Consider the following 20,322-nt stretch of genomic DNA (forward strand, 5'->3'; position numbering starts at 1 on the left):
AAAAGCATAACGTCCACTGCCTGTTCCCCAATATCACTTAATGATATATACTTACCTGATCAAATATGATATTGATAATCAATATCAATTATTGAGTGATGTATACATTGGAAAAAGTGAAACGAGGAGTGCGGATAGATGCAAGAGGAAGAAGCAAGACAGGGATTTACACCGGAGATGATTGATATGATGGCCAGTATCTGGACACGTTCGATCATTACATTAATAGATGTACGCTTTCAGAATGTAGCGTCACAATACCCGTTGGAACAATATAAAATGCCTAGTAGCATGTTTATCTATGCATATGGGGGAGAAGCGCAAATCCAACTGAATGAAACCACATTTGCAATGGAACGCTTCGGTTTAGTTCACGGCGGGAAGGGGAGCATGCTCAGTATTACGCCTAAAGAGGAGATTGTGAAGACCTTTATGGTGTTTTATAGAGCAGAATCACCTCTTTTTTTCAAGAAACATCTGCAACAATTACTGGAGCAAGTAAATCCATTTGTTCAACAGTTTGATTATACGCCAAGTGATCCCATCTTGCTACGCGATTGGTTCCAACGGATGATGAATGGCTGGAAACGTGGCAAAGCGATGGATCAGCTACAGGCTAAAAGTTTTTTATATCAATTGATTCATGAGGTCTACAGGGATTTGGAGGGTGGTGAGATTCGGTATCTCCAGCCAGATCCAGCCGGTTCTGCCAAGATATATCTCGATAAACATTACAGGGAGCCGATTATGTTTCAACAAATTGCCGATATGTTTGGGATCAGTGGTGGACAATTAACGCGGTTGTTCAAAAAAAGGGAAGGGATGAACTTACAGGAGTATCTCATTCAGAGAAGGATTGAAGCTGCCTGCCATGACCTGAAACATACAGAAGCGACGGTTAAAGAAATCGCGACAGGAGCTGGTTTCGCAGATGAGAAAAACCTGTTCCGAATGTTTAAGAAGCATTACAAGATGACACCAAGTGATTATCGGAAAATAAACGCACTATCCATGCAGGTTGATGGTATTGATAATGATTCTCATCTACCTTACGATGAGAGGGAACTAGCAAGTCTAGTTAAGTCTTATAGAGATGGGGAATCAACGATGTTTGGAACATTAAGAAGTAAAGAAATGATTTTGGCGGCGGCGATAAGCATGATGCTGTTATTGACGGCATGTACGTCAGGGACGCCAGCGAATAATGGGGGAACGGCAAATACAACACCTGCGCAGACACAGCAGACGACACAACAGGAAGGGTCGGAGACAAAAGCTTCAGAAGCAGTCTCGCAGACCAGAACGATATCCACAGTTAAGGGTGATGTTGAGGTACCTAACAACCCTCAGCGAGTTGTAGTTGATTATTTGGTTGGTGATGTGGTGGCCCTAGGTGTAACTCCTTTAGGTGTGGCTAGAGCTGCACGGGGGGAGACAGAGCCTGTTTATGCTAACCAGATTACAGACTCCATAAAAGTAGCCATGGAGCCGGAAGATATCATGACGCTTGAGCCTGATCTTATCATTTTGGCATGGAGTGATGAGTCGTATGATGATTTATCCAAAATTGCCCCGACCATTTATGTTCCCTATGGTGATATGACTACAGAAGAGCGGATACAATTTATTAGCGATGTTTTGAACAAACAGGAAGAGGCTAAGGATGTTTTGAATGCTTATACCGGAAAAATCGAAGAAGCAAAGCTAGCCTTTCAGAATGCGGGCCTATCCGATGTGACGATTACGGTTGGAGAATTCAGTGATAAAAGTAACTACATAGCTGGAGCCAAGCATGCCGTTGGTGAGCTTATTTACGATGAACTTCAATTGCAGGCACCTTCAAAAGTCCAAACGGATATTATTGATGCAAATAAATATTGGGGTGATGTCTCCATGGAAGTATTACCCGCTTACTCTGGGGATTATATGATCTTCTTAGGAGATGGAAACGTTGCTGCTAATAATGCAGTGTGGAATGCCATACCTGCTGTGCAACATAATCGGATCGTAAAGGTGGATTCTTCGCTATCTTGGTCCACCGACGTAATGACTTCCAGTGCATTGATTGATTATATTGTTAGTCAATTGCTGGCATTAGCTAAATAAGAGTTAGAACGAAATTTTAATTGAGCACTCCAAATTTTCAAACATGACCAGTCGAATTTATGGACGTTAATAACCATATTCGTTTGGATTGTAAATAGGTGATGAAAGGGAAACGAGATGAAAAGCAAGCCTGAACAAAAACGCCGTGAGGCGATGAACTTCACCATGTACATGGTAGTAGGGCTTGGATTAACGGTTCTCATGTCGGCGGCATCAATTATGTTTGGTGCTGCTGATATGAGGTTAGCAACGGTATGGGAGGCTATTTTCCGATTTGATCCAATGCTCACTGAACATCAAATTATTCAAACCATGCGTCTTCCGCGTACCGTAGCTGATCTGATCGTCGGGTGTAGCCTTGCAGTATGTGGCGCGATCATGCAGGGGACAACGCGTAATCCGCTGGCCGACTCCGGGCTCATGGGGATTAGCTCTGGCGCAGCATTTGCAATTGCACTTTGCCTGGCCTTTCTGCCGGGTTATTCGTATTGGCAGATGATGTTGTTCGCTTGTCTGGGAGCAGCGATCGCCACCGGTATGACCTACTTTACCGCGTCACTGGGCAATCGCGGAATGACGCCTCAGCGGCTTGTACTGGCAGGTCTGTCTATTTCAATGTTGTTTGGTGCACTCAGTCAGTATTTGGCAATTAATTATGATTTGGGGCGAGCATTGACATTCTGGACGGCGGGTAGTACAGCGGGTGTCAAATGGGGTGAACTGTTGATTATCTCACCGCTTTTTGTTGGTGGTATACTGCTGGCACTGGCGCTTTCCCCTTCGGTTACATTGCTCAGTTTGGGAGATGATGTAGCAAGTGGACTCGGCATTCGTAGCGGACTGGTCAAAATTTTGTCGACAATTATTGTACTTGTACTGACTGGATTGGCTGTTGTTGTGGTTGGCCCGGTTGGTTTTGTGGGTCTGATTACCCCGCATATTGTGCGATACATGGTAGGTGTCGACTATCGATATATTATTCCGGCAGCGGCGTTATATGGTGCGTTGCTGACCGTATCGGCCGATTTGGCTGGACGTTTGATCAATAAACCGTTCGAAACGCCGATTGCCATTATATTTTCTATCATTGGTGTGCCGTATTTTCTCTTCTTGGCGCGAAGACAAAGGAGGGAATATGAATGACCAAGCGGCGTTATACGGTGAAACGAGGCATTATCATCAATGTAGTGCTTATGGTGCTCATCCTTGTGTTTGCGATCATTAGCATGAATTCTGGCAAGATGAATCTTTCACCGCTAGAAGTGCTGAACGTTCTCATAGGAAACGGTACCGATAAGCAAAATCTGATTGTGTTTGATTTTCGTCTGCCACGAATTGTACTTTCGATTTTGGTAGGTCTGGGAATGGGAGCGGCGGGGGTCGTGATGCAGAGTTTGCTGCGTAATGACATGGCTAGCCCGGGTACACTGGGAATTAGTTCGGGATCGGGTTTGTTTGTCCTGTTCTTCGTTGTATTCATTGAATCCACAGGCAAGAGTTCCTTTATTGCTCTGCCTCTGTTGGCTTTTGTTGGCGGACTATTGGCAGCGGGTTTGATCTTCTTATTATCGTATCGCCGCGGACGAGACATCTCGCCAATCGGTTTGATCCTGACCGGGGTCGCGTTAGGAAGCGGGTACGGGGCGCTGACGACCTTCTTGACACTCAAGCTGGATGATTCGCAGATGAACTTCATGCTGTATTGGCTGGCGGGGAGCCTATGGGGCGATGATTGGGGTTATATTTCCATACTGACACCATGGGTCTTGATCTTACTCGGCTATATTTTTTACAAGGCTCGCATACTGAATGTCCTCCATCTGGGCAATCAGACAGCACAGGGGCTTGGTGTTTCCGTGAAACGGCAGTTTTTTGGGTTGTCAATCGCGGCTGTTGCTTTATCCTCTGGCAGTGTAGCCGTGGGGGGAAGCTTCTTTTTCGTTGGCTTGATCGCTCCGCATATGGCCAGAAAACTGGTCGGTCCCGATCACAAATTGCTCATTCCGGCTGCCAGCTTGGCCGGGGGACTAATCGTGGTGTTGGCTGACACGATTACGCGCACGGTTAGACTCGTAGGAGATGTGCCGACAGGAATCGTTATTACAGTTATTAGTGTTCCATATTTTCTTTATTTACTAGCAAAAGCCAAATAACACAATCAATGATATGGTCTGAATATTTTGTGGAAAACGGCTTGGCAGGATTGTGCGTTGCTTATTAAAGCAGAATGCACGATATCAAAAGTTCAACGATCGAAGCTAGCCTGCATTACCGCTAGGCTTCTTAATAAATAGCATATAGAAAAAGATGCCATTACGAGGATGTCGTATTGGCATCTTTTGATTGTACTCATTGTTTGATAGCCAAGTTGATTATCGGGAAATTACATCAGGATTTATATGGCAGGCTCATCTGACAGCTGAAAACGGGAAACAAAATACCAGATGAGCTCGCGACGCGAGGATATCTTGGTTTTGGCGAAAATGGATTTTAAATGATCCTGAACCGTGTAGACGGAAATATGCATCGCAGCAGCAATTTCTTTGGATGAATAGCTGCGCAGCACATATCCGAGCAGTTCCCGCTCTCGACTGGATAATCCATGGCTTTCGGCAAGCAAGGGCAGCAAATCCTGCGGCATCGCCTGCTCCAAACGGATAGCAATCTGATCCGGTCCTTTAAGCTGTTGCATGAGACTGGCATGAAGTATGAGGTAACGCCCATCCGGAAGTTGAATGCAAACTTTGGATGGTGAGTCGGGAGCAAGTTGAGTATCTTCAGCCCGTTCAGCCCGATTCTTGCGCTGCAAGTGGGAACTCACTGCACGTACCGGACGGGGCAGAATGTCTGGCCCTACATGTTCCAGCGTACGCAATTGGGACAGCCAATATTGCGCGGAGGCGTTCAGGGATAAGAGCTGGAACGTATCCGAAGTGATCAAAATTCCGGGTTCCTCGGGACTTTCACTTGTGATCTCATCGATCAGTGTCAGGCTCGTGGACCGCAGCATCGATGCAATAGAAGCGGTCCAGGACTGGATCATCCACCGCTCCTCTTCTGTAAAGACAGCACTTTCTGTCTTACGATATAGGGTCAGATATCCCCAGCAAGCGTCTCCACTGACCAATACAGCACGTAGTTCATCACCGAACCCCGCTGGCTGAAGAATGTTGATATATCGAGGGCTTTGTTCAAGCTGTAAGTTGGACATATGAAGTGTAGCTGTATACTCACCACTGCGAATTAATTCAGCGTATTTATGTATATCTTCTTCCATGTATTCATTGATGAATAACCGATCATGAATGGCCTCAATGCCATCTTCTGTCACGGCTCCTGTGGAGAGAAGAGTCAGAGGATCAACGGTAGTGAAACAGTATGCGTCGTAAGGGATAACCGAATGGATCTGCTTGAGAACAGCTTCCCGGTAGGTACGTGAGGTCCACGTTCCTTTTTCAAGAGAAGTGATAAGTATGTAATTCTGATCAATACGTGATGTCAACAAGATATCTCCTCTCTCTGTGCGCATATCCCAATGTTCTGGGATTGTAGGCTCGGCGTATCCTTCTATAATGAAATTAGACGAACAACGAGTCAAGTCTAACTTCAATTCAAGAGGAGTGCGATATCCATGAATCACAATTCATCACCGATGAGCTGGGAAACAGCAGATGTTCATCGTTACGAACAATCGATAGCCCTGAAAATTCCGGGTTATTCTCATATGCATGATCTAATGGAACGGCTGCTTTCAGCATCTTTTGCAGATAACAACGATATTCATATCCTTGTTGCCGGTGCGGGAGGGGGAAAAGAGATTGCTCTGCTCGGATCACGTCATGCCGGTTGGACATTGACTGGAGTAGATCCATCACAGCCCATGCTGCAACTTGCTGAGAAACGAGTCACGGAAGCAGGCATCGGTTCCAGAGTGACGCTGCAACCTGTCACGGTTGAAGAGTTGCCGGAGGATATTTTATATGATGGGGCGACAAGCATGCTCATGTTGCATTTCCTTCAAGGGATGGAGGCCAAGAGAACGTTTCTGACCAGCCTCGCAACGAGACTTAAACCGGGTGCACCCCTGATCATTGCGGCTATAAACGCCGATCTTCGATCACCTGCACTTCCAATCATGATGCAAGCTTGGCAGGATCACATGTTGAGTGTGGGCGTGCTTCCTGAAGAGTGGGAGCGTTTTGCTGCTTCCTTAGGCCGTGAATCCGATCCAATATGCTCTGAAGAGATGACTCAGCTACTGACCGAATGCGGTTTCTCACAAATCACACGTTACTTCGGGGCGTTCTGGGTGGAGGGGTATTATGCAATTCGAAACTAACGTGAAGCCTATGAAAGATCAGATCTGGGTGGTTGGTGGTTATGGTCAAGTGGGGCAGATGATATGTAGTCAACTGGGGAAATTGTTCCCAGGTAAAGTATGGGCTGCGGGTACACGCATGAACCGTGCGGAAGAGTTCAGTAGGTCTACAGGTGGTGCTGTGCTACCGCTTCAACTGGATGTAACACGACCTGTAGAGCCATCCATGTTAAGGCCTGTGAAGCTGGTCATCATGTGTGTTGATCAGAGCGATACCCGGTTCGTTGAAGCCTGCGCACAAGCCGGAACCGATTATATTGATATTTCTGCAAAATATGATTTTCTCGCTCAGGTTGAACAGCTGCATACCAAAATGCAACGTTCCCAATCGACCACGATCCTCAGCGTTGGATTGTCACCGGGAGTAACGAACTTGCTTGTACGCGAAGCGACCATGCATATGGATCGGGTAGAGGAAGCAGATATTACCGTGATGCTGGGACTTGGAGAGAAACACGGAAAAGCTGCCGTTGAGTGGACCGTTGATCAGATGAATGCCACCTACCAGGTGATGCAAAAGGGCAAGCCTACGGAAGTGCAAAGTTTCGGAGATGGCAAAAGGATCGATTTTGGAGCGGTATTGGGGAACCGGAAGGCCTATCGATTTAACTTTTCAGATCAACACGTGGTTGCTCGGACGTTACGAATTCCAACTGTATCCACCCGACTATGCCTGGACTCCCGCTGGATCACAGGATCCATGGCAATCTCCAAACGTGCAGGGTTGTTTTCGTTGTTGCGTATCCCGTCTATTCGGAATGGAACGGTGAAGGCCTTTGGTCTTATTCCTGGAGGAGAGCCGATGTATGCGGTCAAGGTCGATGCCATTGGATGGGAAAATGGGGAACAAGTCCGCGTCGAACAATTGCTTGTTGGCGATAAGGAAGCAGATGCAACAGCAGCCGTAGCAACAGCCGTGGCGGAACGCGTATATAGAACGGAGTCAGCGTTGCCTCATGGTGTGTTTCACATTGAACAGTGTCTCTCTTTACAGGACATTCAGGATGCACTTCATACGCCACTAGAGGTGACCACCCAGATCACCTAGTTTCATGTTCTTTTGCTGGGAACCTCCGATCTGCTATGATGGAACAATAATCATGGCATGAATGGAGGGAGGGAGATCATGAACTGCGTTGCTGTATTACCTTATTACAAAGTACAGAGAGAAGTGACGGGTCTCGCCCAAGAGATTGAGATGAATGCCCGCTCCATGATTCTGTATTCAGATAAAATCGTGACCAAATACCGCGAGTTCAACATTACGGAAGTGTTTGATATGTCATTTCGCCGTATGGGTGATGAAGGTGGATTTTTCTATCTGCACACAAGCACAGGAGTATATCCATATATGGTCGAGATTGACCCCAAACCCTTTATACAAACTTTCAGAAAGATGACGATACAAAAATTAAAATGACTTGACCTTTCCGTTACGTGAAGGCTTACCCTCGGATATGGAATGAACCATAACCAATTCAGAGGAGCCGTGAATGTAATGAGTATACTGATTCAGCAAGCTACGATCCTGACGATGAAAGATGCCGATGCCGCCTTCACGGGGGATATTCGTGTTGAGGGAGATCGCATTACGCAGATTGCTGATCACATTGTGCCTCAACCGCAAGATGAGATTATCGATGGTCGCAATAAGGTTGCCATGCCAGGACTGATTAATGCCCACCAACATACACCAATGAGCCTGCTCCGGGGATTCTCGGATGATCTGAAGCTGATGGACTGGCTCGAACGCAAAATGTTGCCTGCCGAAGCGCGGATGAACCCGGAAGATATCTATTGGGGGGCCAAGTTATCCATTGCCGAGATGATCCGTTCGGGTACCACTGCTTTTGCGGATATGTATATCCATATGAACGAGATTGCAGAAGCGGTGAAGCAAACGGGTATGCGGGCATCGCTTACACGTGGAATGGTATTCATGGAGGATGATGGGGGACGCAGGTTGCAAGAGGCGATCGATCTTGTACAGCGCTGGTCTGGAGCGGCCGAGGGGCGGATTACAACCATGTATGGACCGCACTCTCCCTACACTTGTCCCATGGAGCCGTTACGTGAAGTCATTGCTCTGGCTGTCGCTGAGGATATTCCGCTACATATTCATCTGGCTGAGACGAAAGAAGAAGTTGTGAAGATTCGTGAACGTTATGGCATGACACCGACAGAGTATTTGGAAGAGGCGGGTATGTTCGAACAGGCACATGTGTTGCTAGCGCATGGTGTACACCTCAATCGAAGGGATATCAGCAGATTGAAGGGTATGCGCGGTGGTGTAGCACATAATCCGGTCAGCAATCTGAAGCTGGGATGTGGAATTGCTCCGATTACCGAGATGTTGGCCCAGGGGATTAACGTGGGGATCGGAACCGACGGAGCGGGAAGTGCCACAACCGTGGATATGTTCGAAGAGATCAAAGCCGCGACCTGGCTGCAAAAGCTGGACTATGGCGATCCCACTTGCTTGCCAGCCAAGGATGTACTAAGCATGGCTACACGTGGAAGTGCTAGTCTGCTTGGTCTACAGGATGAAGTGGGTATGCTTGAGGTGGGGTGTAAAGCTGATCTGATCCTGATCGATCTGGTGAAACCACATCTTCAACCTGTACATGAAGTAGAATCGTTACTGGCTTACAGTGTAAATGGGGCGGATGTGGACACAACGATTGTGAACGGTCAGATCCTCATGCAAGGCAGGAAGTTGTTAACGATTGATGAGGATGAACTTTACCGTGAGGTGAAGGTTAGAGCCAAACGGATTGTTGAGGGAATTTAATTTTTAGTGAATTTAATCCAAACTGGAAAAATATCTGTGCTCAAAACGCTATGGAGGCTTACTCCATGGCGTTTTTTGTCGAATTATAGCTGGAAATAGTTCCATGGTCCTGTTCAGAATTGGTTCAGAATGACTCGTTATACTGAGCGTGTAGTTGTTCAAATTAGAAATGTATACGAGGAGGAACATGAATTGAAGGGGAAACAAAACAAAAAACGGCTTAAGCCAATATTGAAAAAAAGCATGTTGACTGCGCTCGGATTGGGTATTGCACTGCCTATAGGTGGAACGCTCCCGCAGGCTGACGCAGGTGCAATTGGTCCGGTAATAAACATTTCACGACCAGTTCTTAACGATGGCATCAACTGGTTTAGTTATTCATCGGAAGAAAATAATCCTTCTTTTGTGTCCGATGTGCCTATCGAGGTAACCATCAATAATATCGTCAGAATCAATCTAAGTACACATTTTCGATCCGATGAGTATAGTACGCTCACAGCTATCTCAAGTGATAGCAATATAGCTGAGACTTATGTAGAAACGAGACAAGATGAGAATACGCAAACGCCTATCAGTACATTGGTGGTTATTCCTCGCCAAAGCGGCATAATCAACATCGAATTGAAAGCAAATTATATGATCTCTGGTGCACCAGAAACGGTTACGGATAACATTGAACTTTACATTAGTAAAAAAGGGGATGTAAATGCAGACGGGAAAGTGAATTCTTTGGATGCAGCTGACCTTTTCAATTATCTTCGTAACATGATGACTCGCCGCAGCTTTTCTTATGTAGAGATGAACCGAATGGATGTGGATCGTAATATGGAACCCACTCTGGGGGACATGGATGCTTTGTTAATAGGATACAAAGGCAAAACACTTGGTGGAAAAAACAATGACTATGTGTTGACCTTTAAACAAGTAGATGATGCGCCGTATGTACTAAATGGTGAATTGAAGAATGCCATGTTAATTGGAAATGAAATTGGCGTTAGTCATTATATAATGGATATTGATTACAATGATTACATTAATACTCCTTCTTACCAGTGGTACCGCGCAACGGAAGCTTCGAGAGAAGATATGGTGCCAATCGAGGGGGAAACAGGAGCAAAGTATACCGTTAAAGATGAGGACGAAGGTTATTATCTTGTGCTCGAAGTTATTACTCAGTCCACTTGGGACTCGAATACGGAGCCTAGAAAAGTATACATTGTTGGAAAAGAAAAAATACAACGCCTTGATTAATTCATATTTTTATTTTAGATAACGAATAACAATACATTTTCTATCTTTACCATACGATCTATCAATTGATACAGACATGGAGGCTATCACATGTTTCAACCGAAGAAGAAACGTCCTAGAATCAGAAAAACAATGTCAGGTCTGATCGCACTGACATTACTCTCTTCGCTCATATTGCCAAATGTAGCTGGAGCAGAACCGGTAGAACCAGCACAAGTACAATTTGCAAATGTAAGCGTACAAGCAGGGCAGACCGTTCATGTACCTGTTGCATTGAAGAAGTCATATTTCGGGGTGAAAGCTTATAATATGCAGATTGATTATGATACGTCTGCACTGGAAATTGTTCGGATCACGCCTAAATCGATCAACGCCATCACCACATCCCCAAATGAAGATGGTGTAGCAGATTTTCAGTACGAAATTAACAGTGCGGAAGGCTGGGTACGAATCATATGGGTTGATTTTACCGGGGGTGACCATTCAATTGTAGATGAAACCCAATTATTTGATATGGAGGTCAAAGCCAAAAGCAACGCGACGCCTGGAACGAAACAGCTATCCGTAGATCAAACGGATTCAGAACATTGGCATTTTACGAATGTAGAACATCAGAGCTACACTGAATTGTCCGGTGGAACAATCACAATTACAGCAGCAAACTCAGGTGGTGACAATTCTGGTTCGACACCTACACCGAACCCTGGTAACTCTTCGGGTGGTGGAGGAGGAAGTGTATCGCCAACCTCCCCTGTCATTACCCCTGTTCCATCGACTCCGGCGGTAAACAAAGGTGTAGACATCTATGTCAACGGACAGAAACAGGAACAATCTGCATCGGCTACCACATCAACGGTAAACAATCTGGTTACCACCACTGTTCACGTGGATAATGACAAAGTCATTAATCAGATTGGAAGTGGACTAAAAACGCTTCTACTGCCGATTACAGGTACTGGCAAGGGTGCGGTCGTTGGTGAACTGAACGGAAAATTGGTTAAAACGATGGAAGGAAGTAATGCCGAAGTTGTCATTCAGACAGACAGTGGTACGTACACTCTCCCGGCAAATCAGATTCAGATTGATCAGGTTCTGAACCAATTTGGAAGCACTGTTCCAATGGAAGATATCACCATTCAAATCGCTATTACACCTAGTGCCACATCCAAGCAATCAGCCATTCAGGCCGCAGTGGATAAGATGCAGAACACTTCGGTCGTTGCAGCTCCAGTTGATTTTGAAGTAAAAGCCATCTGGAATGGACAACAAGTTAATGTGGATCGTTTCAACTCTTATGTAGAGCGCTCCATCACATTGCCAGAGGGAGTGGATGGTTCAAAGATCACGACTGGTGTTGTACTTCAGCCTGATGGCAGCCTTCTGCACGTGCCGACTAAGGTTATCAAAGGCAATGGACATGATTCTGCTGTTATTAACAGCTTGACGAACAGTACTTACGCCTTGATCTATCACCCGACAACATTCAGCGATGTAACGAATCACTGGAGTCGTGATGACGTACAAGATCTGGCATCGCGTTTGATCGTACAAGGTACTGGTGATGACGTATTTGCGCCAGACCGGAGTATTACGCGAGCGGAGTTCACGGCTGTTCTGTTAAGGGGTTTGGGTCTACACTCCCCGAATAACACAGAAACAGCATCGTTCACGGATGTGAAGACAGGCACATGGTATGAGGATGAGGTTCAGACGGCCGTGTCCTACGGATTGATCTCGGGTTATGCGGACGACAGCTTCCGTCCGAACAGTGAAATCTCTCGTGCTGAAGCGCTGACCATTGTGTCACGTGCGATGAAACTGGTCGGTCTGGCACAGGCTGATGCTTCAGAGACAACCAGTCTGATAAGTTCATACAGCGACAGTGCTAAAGTACAAGCATGGGCAGCAGAGTCGGTTGCATCGGCGATTAAACAAGATCTGGTACAAGGTGCTGATGGCAAGCTGATGACAGAGGCAGACATTAGTCGTGCGCAGTCAGCGGCGATTGTGAAAAGATTGCTGCAAAAAGCCGGATTGATCTAATAATAATTCGATAAACCTATACTTCCTTGAAATGATTTGCTTCAAGGAAGTATAGGTTTTTTTACATATCGTTCTTTTGAACAACCTCTTATAGGTGCAATGGTCCAGTTCATTATCAGTTCATACTGATTTGTTACGATATGAACATCAAATAGATAGATATTGTGCTTGATCAGGAGAGGAAGAGATCCATATGAAAATACTAGAAGTTAAAAATGTGAAGAAATCCTACACCTTATATGGAAAAGAAAGAGTTCCGGTACTCCACGGTTTGAACTTAAGTTTTGAGACAGGGGAATTTGTCTCCATCCTTGGCGAATCTGGCTGCGGTAAGTCAACGCTGATGAATATCATTGGTGGCATGGACTCTGATTATGAAGGGGACGTTGTTGTTCGTGGCAAGAACTTAAGTTCCATGACCGAGAAAGAAATGGATGATTATCGGAAGAATAACATCGGCTTTGTCTTTCAAAATTTCAATCTGATCCCGCATCTGTCTGTCCTCGAAAATGTGACGATTGCGATGCAAATGACGGATACCAATGAGAAGGATCGCAACCAACGTGCTGTTGATATTTTGACAGAGGTCGGGCTGAAGGATCATCTGAACAAACGTCCCAACCAGTTATCTGGCGGTCAGAAGCAACGGGTTTCCATCGCACGGGCGTTATCCAACAATCCGGATATTATTCTTGCAGATGAACCAACGGGTGCTCTGGATAGGGAAAACGGAGATCAAATCCTCGCTCTGCTCGACAGTATAGCCAAAAAAGGAATGCTGGTGATTGCCGTAACTCACTCGCAGAAGGTCGCTGACTCCGGTACACGGATTGTGAAGGTTGAAGAGGGGCGCATTAGTGACGATATTCACCTGAAAGATCCTTCTACGGCTGTTTACGAGAGTGGTCAGGATTCTTCCCGGAGCCTGAGCTTGCTTGCTTCATTCAAGATGGCACTTAAAAATATGAAACTCAACGGCAAGCGTAATGTACTGGTAGCATTGGGTGGATCTATAGGTATATTAAGTGTACTCCTGATGCTCTCCTTGGGGAATGGAATAACGACATATATGAATGACGAAATCAATTCAAGTATGGATCCTTTGCTTGTGGATATAACCAAGCCGAGTGAAGAAGCCAAAGACATGCAAGGTCCTGAGGCCTTGATGGCACCAGGTGAACCTTTTACCGAAGCTGATGTTGAGACGATTCGTAATTTTCCTAATGTGGATCATGTAGAGACAATTACAACTATTACAGGCAAATCCACTATGGTGAATGAAAAACAAAGTGTAGGACTCACACAGTTAACGACGTTAACGGATGCTTTTGATCCAGCACTGATGACAACTGGTGTTCTGCCGGTAGAAAATCAGATGTTGTTACCTCTCGATACAGCGAAACAATTAAGCGGAAATGATCAAGCTGAAACCATGATCGGCAAGTCTGTGTTTCTATATATCAATGAGATGGATAGCAATAATAAACCAGTGATTTTGGAGAAAGAAGTAACCATCTCAGGGATCTATGAAGCGGCAGGTCAACGATCTCCAATGCAACAATCCCCGGGATACATTTCATCAGAGACGTTAGAGCAAATGTACTCGGACAAAGGAATAACGATTGGACCGATTCAGGTTAACGCCTATGCAACCGATATGAAATATGTAAATGATATCAATGAAGCTGCTGTTGACGCTGGCTTCGCAGGCTCCCAGATGGCCAAGGTCATGGAGAATATTACGACATATGTAAGTATGGCTTCCATTGTACTCGCGGGTATTGCAGGCATTTCGTTGATCGTATCCGGTATCATGATATTGGTAGTGCTCTATATTAGTGTCGTTGAACGGACGAAAGAGATCGGAATACTGCGGGCGATTGGAGCAAGAAAGAAGGATATCAAGCGAATATTCTTCTCCGAATCTGCCTTATTAGGCGTATTTAGTGGTATTATTGCGGTAATCTTTGCAGTGATCATAAGTTATGTGTTAAATATACTTCTTGACAATGCGTTTGGAGCAAAACTGATTAATCTCTCTGGATATTACATCTTGTTTGGTCTCGTGGTAAGTACGGCGATTAGTATCGTGGCCGGTTTGATGCCATCATCAAAAGCGGCGAAGCTGGACCCGATGGAATCCTTGCGATACGAATAAAACCAATGGCGGAAAGGATAGGGTTACATGAACACGATTCTGGTGGTTGACGATGATTCCCATATCCGCAAATTAATCCGAATCTATCTTGAAAAGAATCAATTTTCCGTGCTGGAAGCAGCAGACGGTCAAGAGGCGTTAGATCTTCTCTCTCATACGAAAGTTGACCTGGCAATTGTGGATGTAATGATGCCGAGAATCGACGGCATTGAACTGACGGAAGATATCCGGTCTTATCTGGATATTCCGATCCTGATAGTGACAGCCAAGGGAGAATCCAAGGACAAAGTCAGAGGATTTAATGCCGGGTCAGACGATTACCTGGTTAAACCTTTTGATCCTGTGGAGTTAATCCTGCGTGTGAAATCGTTATTGAAACGATATAACAAAAGTTCATCAAATATCATTCAGATCAGCGGTGTAACGATTGATTTGGGCAATCTGATGGTCGTTGCGGACGGACAAACCATCGAATTGAAAAAGAAGGAATGTGAATTGTTATTTTCTCTGGCGAGTTCGCCAGGGAAAATATTCACACGTACACAGCTTATAGATGATCTATGGGGCATCGATTATGAAGGCGATGAGCGTACGGTCGACGTGCATATCAAACGGTTAAGGGAACGGCTTGAACCTGTACCTGAGCTAGTGATCTCAACGATAAGAGGACTTGGATATCGTCTGGAGCGGACATGAACATGTTGAGGAAGAGCCTGCGACTTCGAATTGTAGCTACGTTTATCGGGATTGTTCTGGTGAGTTTAATTCTCTCCTTTATGATCAATAACGGGTCCCGCGAAAAGGCGCCGAATCGTTTTATGGTTACCTTTGCTGAAGACATCGCTACAATGATTAACCTGATTGATGATCCGGAAAAAGTGAAATCTAGCTTGGGTATTTTTGCCCGCTACGGCTTGAATATTACTCCCGTGAATCAACAAAGTGAAGTGTTGTCTTCCTTGCCAGAGGATAAAGTTCATTCGCTATTTGAGGCGGGGACAACCGATGCAATGTTCATGTCCAGTAAAGATGGAATTGCGACCATAGGTGTTCCCGGAACAAACGAGGGGATCGGCACATTTCTGATTCAAAGTGATTTCTCCTCTCTTTTTCATACACTGCGAAACACGCTCTTAACCTCACTATTAACAGTACTGGTCATTGGTAGCCTACTGATCCTGTTCATGTCCGGGTACATTGTGAAACCAATTAAGAGATTAACGGTTGCAGCGAAGGAGATGTCGTCAGGTGACCTGTCGGTTCGGTTGAAACATAATAATCAGGATGAGTTTGGGGAACTGATGGAGAGCTTTAATCATATGGCCAGTGAGTTGCAAAAAATCGATTCGGTTCGTGATGACTTTGTCAGCAACGTCTCTCATGAAATGCAGTCTCCGCTCACATCAATTAGAGGATTCACCAGAGCCTTACAAGATGGTGTTATTCCATTAGAAGAGCAGAAAGAGCATTTGGATATTATTTATGAGGAAACGCTGCGCTTATCGAGGCTCAGTGATAATCTGCTCCGGCTAGCCTCGCTGGATTCAGAGCATCATCCGGTTCATTTCACCACATTCCAGGTAGATGAACAATTAAGAAGGGCGATTTTACTGGCGGAGCCGCAGTGGGCGCAGAAGGATATACAGATCGAACTGGATTTGTTGCCCTGCGAGATCACAGTGGACAAAGATTTGTTTGATCAGGTCTGGCAGAATTTAATAAACAATGCGATCAAATACACCGGCCCTAAGGGTACCATTCATGTCGAGATTGAGACGACATCTTCATTCGTGAAGGTATTGATTAGAGATTCTGGACAAGGAATACCTGAGGAAGCCCTCCCGTATATCTTTGATCGATTCTATATGGTGGACAAAGCGCGAAGCAGCTCACTTCGAGGCAATGGGTTAGGGTTGTCCATTGTGATTAAAATTTTGAAATTGCATCAATGTACCATTGATGTAGAGAGCGAAGTAGGAAAAGGTACGCAGTTTATGGTCACGATTCCCAGATCGAGCATTACAACTTAAGGCAAGCCAGAATAGAAAGCAGCAATATGAAAACAATCGGTTCCTGTGCGTTCAGGATTCAGATTGCTTCATATTGCTTTTTTGATATTAGGATACTCGACAAAATTTCATATATAGTTTTGTTTAGCAGGGAATCATTTGATAAAATAGAAGAGACGTTATGTGAATCTATGAACTTAATTAATTTATCATACACAGAATGGAGCCATCCAATGAAATATCGCAATATGGAAGATTGTATTAACGATCTGGAGCAGCATGGTCATTTGATTCGGGTCAAAGAAGAGGTTGATCCTCATCTGGAGATGGCAGCGATCCACATGAAAGTGCACGAGGCTAAAGGCCCGGCGTTGTTATTCGAAAATGTAAAAGGCTCAAAGTTCCAGGCCGTATCCAATCTGTTCGGCACGGTGGAACGAAGCAAGTTCATGTTCCGCGGTACGCTGGAAGGCGTACAACGGGTCATGGCAGTTCGTGACGATCCCATGAAGGCGCTTAAGACGCCATTTCAGCATGTCCAAACAGGTCTTGCTGCTTGGCAGGCGCTGCCAAAACAGAAATCTATTAGCCTGCCGGTGTCCGCGCAAGAGATTCAAATCTCGGATCTGCCGCTCATCAAACACTGGCCTATGGACGGTGGGGCATTTGTGACGTTACCACAGGTTTATTCGGAAGATCCGGACAAACCAGGCATCATGAATTCAAACTTGGGGATGTATCGGGTTCAACTGAATGGCAATGATTTTGAAATGAACAAGGAAATAGGGTTACACTATCAGATTCATCGCGGAATCGGTATACATCAAGCCAAAGCGGTCAAAAAGGGAGAACCACTGAAAGTGAGTATTTTCATTGGGGGTCCACCAGCACATACACTCTCAGCGGTTATGCCTCTGCCTGAAGGACTCAGTGAGATGACATTTGCCGGTTTGCTCGCCGGACGTCGCTTCCGGTACAGTTACAAGGACGGGTATTGCATCAGTAACGATGCTGATTTTGTCATCACGGGTGATATCTATCCAGGAGAGACAAAACCCGAAGGTCCGTTCGGGGATCATCTGGGTTATTACAGTCTGACACATGAATTCCCGCTAATGCGTGTGCATAAAGTCTATGCCAAACCTAATGCTATCTGGCCGTTTACGGTTGTTGGTCGACCACCGCAAGAGGATACGGCTTTTGGTGATTTGATTCATGAGATTACTGGAGACGCGATTAAACAGGAGATTCCTGGTGTCAAAGAAGTGCATGCGGTCGATGCGGCAGGGGTCCATCCATTGCTGTTTGCAATCGGCAGTGAACGTTACACGCCGTATCAGGCGGTGAAGCAGCCGACAGAGTTGCTCACGATTGCTAATCGCATTTTGGGTACGGGTCAGCTCAGTCTGGCGAAGTACCTGTTTATTACTGCTGAGGATCAGCAACCTCTGGATACCCACAAGGAAGTTGAATTCCTAACCTATATCTTGGAGCGTATGGATATGCAGCGGGATATTCATTTCCATACCCATACGACGATTGATACTTTGGATTACTCGGGTACAGGACTGAACAGCGGCAGCAAAGTTGTTTTTGCAGCATATGGCGACAAGGTTCGAGAGTTGTGCACGGAAGTGCCGGGGTCTTTGAAAAACATTCGTGGTTATGAGAATCCACAGCTCATCATGCCGGGTATTGTTTCGATCCAGACATCGGCCTTTACGAGTTATGCGAATACAGCACAGGAGATGCAAGCATTCACATCTCTATTGAAAGAACAGGGAGGCCTGGACTCGTGTCCGATGATCATTCTATGTGACGACAGTTCGTTCCTGAGTGCTAACCTCAGCAACTTCTTATGGGCAACCTTTACTCGCAGCAACCCTTCACATGATATGTATGGGGTTAACAGCGGGTATGACCACAAGCATTGGGGTTGTGATCAGGTGATTATTGATGCACGTACCAAACCCCATCAGGCACCGCCGCTGATTCCCGATGCTTCGGTCGAGAAGAGCATTGAACGATTTTTTGTTAAAGGTGCTAGTCTGGGTTCGATCAAAATCTAATTTGAGATGTCTTGAAGAAGTTCAAACGGAGCGTTTGAACTTCTTTGGCTTACTCTGATCCGGCAATGAGGCACAAAAGTGTGTAAAAGTTTAAAACCGGGACTAATTTGGATATTGGAGTGAGGATAAAGTCTTAGGTGTTCGTATTTACCATTGTGATTAAGGTCGTTTGAACTATGTATGAAATGAAGAATTATAACGATATAAAGAAGTATAGGTATTTTTGTGGCCCCGTTCCGTTGGGTGCTGTTACTATAATGAATTGTTCAGGGGGAATACCGATTTGAGAATCCATATTATGAACCTGCAAGACGGAGACCGTCTAACTGCGGATACATTCAGCGATGCAGGATTACACGTTCTCGGGAAGGGAACTGTGATCAAAGGTGAGGATATCACCTTGCTTATGCAGCACCGTGTAGATTATGTAGATATTGAATCACGCGAAGAGGAAATCACTGAAGCAGAATTTTTTGCTGCAGCCGCCAAGCACGCTTCCGGGATAACTACGAAGGAAGAACCGCCTGAAGAAGAGCTGAAGTCCCAATTTATTCAGACTGTACATAATTATCAAAATGCTTTTCTCGAAGCTCTGACCGTTGGCAAGTTCAACGCCACCATGGTGGATGATGCACTGCAACCGATGGTTGAAGGACTGGATGAGCAGAAAGATGTCGTTCATCTCCTGATGATGCTGGAGCGGGATGACGTCAACAACTATACACATTCAATCCAGGTAGGATTGTTGTCCTTCTACCTTGCGAATTGGCTTGGATATTCTCAGAAGGAGAGTTATCAGATTAGTCGCGGTGGTTATCTGCATGACATTGGAAAGTGTAAAGTTTCCCACCGGATTCGGAACAAAACAGAACCGTTGACGGCTGATGAGCAGCTTGAAATGCGGCGTCACACGATATATGGTCATGAAATTATCAAAAATTCGATGACGGATGAAGCGACAGCACTGGTTGCTCTGCAACATCACGAGCGGGAAGATGGGTCGGGTTATCCGATGCAACTTGAGAAAAGTGAAATTCATCCATATACCCAGATTGTATCTGTAGCGGATATCTATATAGGCATGAGATCCGGGAACCACGGAGGCAGCAATCCAAATCTGATCAACAACCTTAGAGATATCTATGGAATGGGATTTGGTAAATTGAATGAAAAACCGGTTCAGGCATTGATGCAACATTTGCTTCCTAATTTCATCGGGAAACAGGTATTGCTCAGCAATGGAGAAAAAGGAGTTATTGTCATGAACAATACATCTGATATTTTCAAACCACTCATCAAAGTGGAGTCTGAAGAATATCGCGATCTCTCCAAAGAGCGTACGCTTGCCATTGATGAATTGCTTATTTAATCTAAATATGATCTGTATTCCTTACTTATATTGAGAACGGGCCTCCTGTACGAAGACAGGGGACCCGTTTTTTGTTATATCATGCTAAATGTGTTGTTCGACCAAGAAAGCAAGCGTATACTTTGCAAAGACCTTATTTTTCCTGCCA

At 45.3% G+C, this 20,322-nt stretch carries 15 protein-coding genes; 14 read left to right on the forward strand and 1 reads right to left on the reverse strand.

Translation table 11 applies throughout. The features are described 5' to 3' along the window. Nucleotides 1-138 precede the first annotated feature (138 nt). The 3 genes from MHB85_RS13100 to MHB85_RS13110 all read left to right on the forward strand — a co-directional run bounded on the left by MHB85_RS13100 (nt 139) and on the right by MHB85_RS13110 (nt 4,259). Nucleotides 139-2,106, forward strand: coding sequence for an AraC family transcriptional regulator (locus MHB85_RS13100; RefSeq protein WP_341073057.1), 1,968 nt, complete (start codon nt 139-141; stop codon nt 2,104-2,106). A 117-nt stretch (nt 2,107-2,223) separates the two neighbouring features. Continuing rightward, nucleotides 2,224-3,249, forward strand: a complete 1,026-nt coding sequence (locus MHB85_RS13105; RefSeq protein WP_091016820.1) for a FecCD family ABC transporter permease — start codon at nt 2,224-2,226, stop codon at nt 3,247-3,249. Next, nucleotides 3,246-4,259 carry a FecCD family ABC transporter permease gene (locus MHB85_RS13110; RefSeq protein ID WP_091016818.1) on the forward strand — a complete coding sequence of 338 codons (1,014 nt, stop codon included), beginning with the start codon at nt 3,246-3,248 and terminating at the stop codon, nt 4,257-4,259. Before MHB85_RS13105 ends, MHB85_RS13110 begins: the two co-directional genes overlap by 4 nt. 242 nt (nt 4,260-4,501) lie before the next feature. Here MHB85_RS13110 and MHB85_RS13115 read toward each other — a convergent pair whose 3' ends face one another. After that, nucleotides 4,502-5,608 (reverse strand): helix-turn-helix transcriptional regulator, encoded by a 1,107-nt coding sequence (locus MHB85_RS13115; RefSeq protein ID WP_244660889.1) that lies wholly within the window; start codon nt 5,606-5,608, stop codon nt 4,502-4,504. Between the two features lie 129 nt (nt 5,609-5,737). On the opposite strand from MHB85_RS13115, the gene MHB85_RS13120 reads away from it, so the two are divergent. From MHB85_RS13120 to MHB85_RS13170, 11 genes are all read left to right on the forward strand, one after another. Further along, nucleotides 5,738-6,445 (forward strand): class I SAM-dependent methyltransferase, encoded by a 708-nt coding sequence (locus MHB85_RS13120; protein WP_192131926.1) that lies wholly within the window; start codon nt 5,738-5,740, stop codon nt 6,443-6,445. Further along, nucleotides 6,429-7,532 carry a saccharopine dehydrogenase family protein gene (locus tag MHB85_RS13125; protein ID WP_105598491.1) on the forward strand — a complete coding sequence of 368 codons (1,104 nt, stop codon included), beginning with the start codon at nt 6,429-6,431 and terminating at the stop codon, nt 7,530-7,532. Before MHB85_RS13120 ends, MHB85_RS13125 begins: the two co-directional genes overlap by 17 nt. Nucleotides 7,533-7,610: 78 nt before the next feature. After that, on the forward strand, nt 7,611-7,904 hold the full coding sequence (locus MHB85_RS13130; RefSeq protein ID WP_074094818.1) for a hypothetical protein: 294 nt from the start codon (nt 7,611-7,613) through the stop codon (nt 7,902-7,904). 78 nt (nt 7,905-7,982) lie between these two features. Next, nucleotides 7,983-9,275: an amidohydrolase gene (locus tag MHB85_RS13135; RefSeq protein WP_192131924.1), complete on the forward strand. Its 1,293-nt coding sequence runs from the start codon at nt 7,983-7,985 to the stop codon at nt 9,273-9,275. Between the two features lie 192 nt (nt 9,276-9,467). Further along, a complete protein-coding gene (locus MHB85_RS13140) occupies nt 9,468-10,526 on the forward strand; it encodes a dockerin type I domain-containing protein (protein WP_105598493.1) in 1,059 nt (352 codons plus the stop codon). Nucleotides 10,527-10,616: 90 nt separating this feature from the next. Next, nucleotides 10,617-12,569 (forward strand): S-layer homology domain-containing protein, encoded by a 1,953-nt coding sequence (locus MHB85_RS13145; RefSeq protein ID WP_341073058.1) that lies wholly within the window; start codon nt 10,617-10,619, stop codon nt 12,567-12,569. A gap of 193 nt (nt 12,570-12,762) precedes the next feature. After that, nucleotides 12,763-14,727 (forward strand): ABC transporter ATP-binding protein/permease, encoded by a 1,965-nt coding sequence (locus tag MHB85_RS13150; RefSeq protein WP_341073059.1) that lies wholly within the window; start codon nt 12,763-12,765, stop codon nt 14,725-14,727. Between the two features lie 27 nt (nt 14,728-14,754). Beyond that, nucleotides 14,755-15,423, forward strand: a complete 669-nt coding sequence (locus tag MHB85_RS13155; RefSeq protein WP_341073060.1) for a response regulator transcription factor — start codon at nt 14,755-14,757, stop codon at nt 15,421-15,423. Next, nucleotides 15,420-16,757: a sensor histidine kinase gene (locus MHB85_RS13160; RefSeq protein ID WP_341073061.1), complete on the forward strand. Its 1,338-nt coding sequence runs from the start codon at nt 15,420-15,422 to the stop codon at nt 16,755-16,757. The genes MHB85_RS13155 and MHB85_RS13160 overlap by 4 nt, the downstream gene beginning before the upstream one ends. A gap of 212 nt (nt 16,758-16,969) precedes the next feature. After that, nucleotides 16,970-18,805, forward strand: a complete 1,836-nt coding sequence (locus tag MHB85_RS13165; protein WP_192131918.1) for a UbiD family decarboxylase — start codon at nt 16,970-16,972, stop codon at nt 18,803-18,805. 283 nt (nt 18,806-19,088) lie between these two features. Beyond that, on the forward strand, nt 19,089-20,174 hold the full coding sequence (locus tag MHB85_RS13170) for an HD-GYP domain-containing protein (RefSeq protein ID WP_036608620.1): 1,086 nt from the start codon (nt 19,089-19,091) through the stop codon (nt 20,172-20,174). The last annotated feature ends 148 nt before the right edge of the window (nt 20,175-20,322 follow it).

Origin of the sequence: Paenibacillus sp. FSL K6-4396, assembly GCF_038002525.1 — a bacterium.
GTDB classification, from domain to species: Bacteria; Bacillota; Bacilli; order Paenibacillales; family Paenibacillaceae; genus Paenibacillus; species Paenibacillus amylolyticus_B.

Coding starts and splice junctions, on each gene's coding strand:
- MHB85_RS13100 (WP_341073057.1), top strand. CDS start 139: ATGCAAGAGGAAGAAGCAAGACAGGGATTTACACCGGAGATGATTGAT.
- MHB85_RS13105 (WP_091016820.1), top strand. CDS start 2,224: ATGAAAAGCAAGCCTGAACAAAAACGCCGTGAGGCGATGAACTTCACC.
- MHB85_RS13110 (WP_091016818.1), top strand. CDS start 3,246: ATGACCAAGCGGCGTTATACGGTGAAACGAGGCATTATCATCAATGTA.
- MHB85_RS13120 (WP_192131926.1), top strand. CDS start 5,738: ATGAATCACAATTCATCACCGATGAGCTGGGAAACAGCAGATGTTCAT.
- MHB85_RS13125 (WP_105598491.1), top strand. CDS start 6,429: ATGCAATTCGAAACTAACGTGAAGCCTATGAAAGATCAGATCTGGGTG.
- MHB85_RS13130 (WP_074094818.1), top strand. CDS start 7,611: ATGAACTGCGTTGCTGTATTACCTTATTACAAAGTACAGAGAGAAGTG.
- MHB85_RS13135 (WP_192131924.1), top strand. CDS start 7,983: ATGAGTATACTGATTCAGCAAGCTACGATCCTGACGATGAAAGATGCC.
- MHB85_RS13145 (WP_341073058.1), top strand. CDS start 10,617: ATGTTTCAACCGAAGAAGAAACGTCCTAGAATCAGAAAAACAATGTCA.
- MHB85_RS13150 (WP_341073059.1), top strand. CDS start 12,763: ATGAAAATACTAGAAGTTAAAAATGTGAAGAAATCCTACACCTTATAT.
- MHB85_RS13155 (WP_341073060.1), top strand. CDS start 14,755: ATGAACACGATTCTGGTGGTTGACGATGATTCCCATATCCGCAAATTA.
- MHB85_RS13160 (WP_341073061.1), top strand. CDS start 15,420: ATGAACATGTTGAGGAAGAGCCTGCGACTTCGAATTGTAGCTACGTTT.
- MHB85_RS13165 (WP_192131918.1), top strand. CDS start 16,970: ATGAAATATCGCAATATGGAAGATTGTATTAACGATCTGGAGCAGCAT.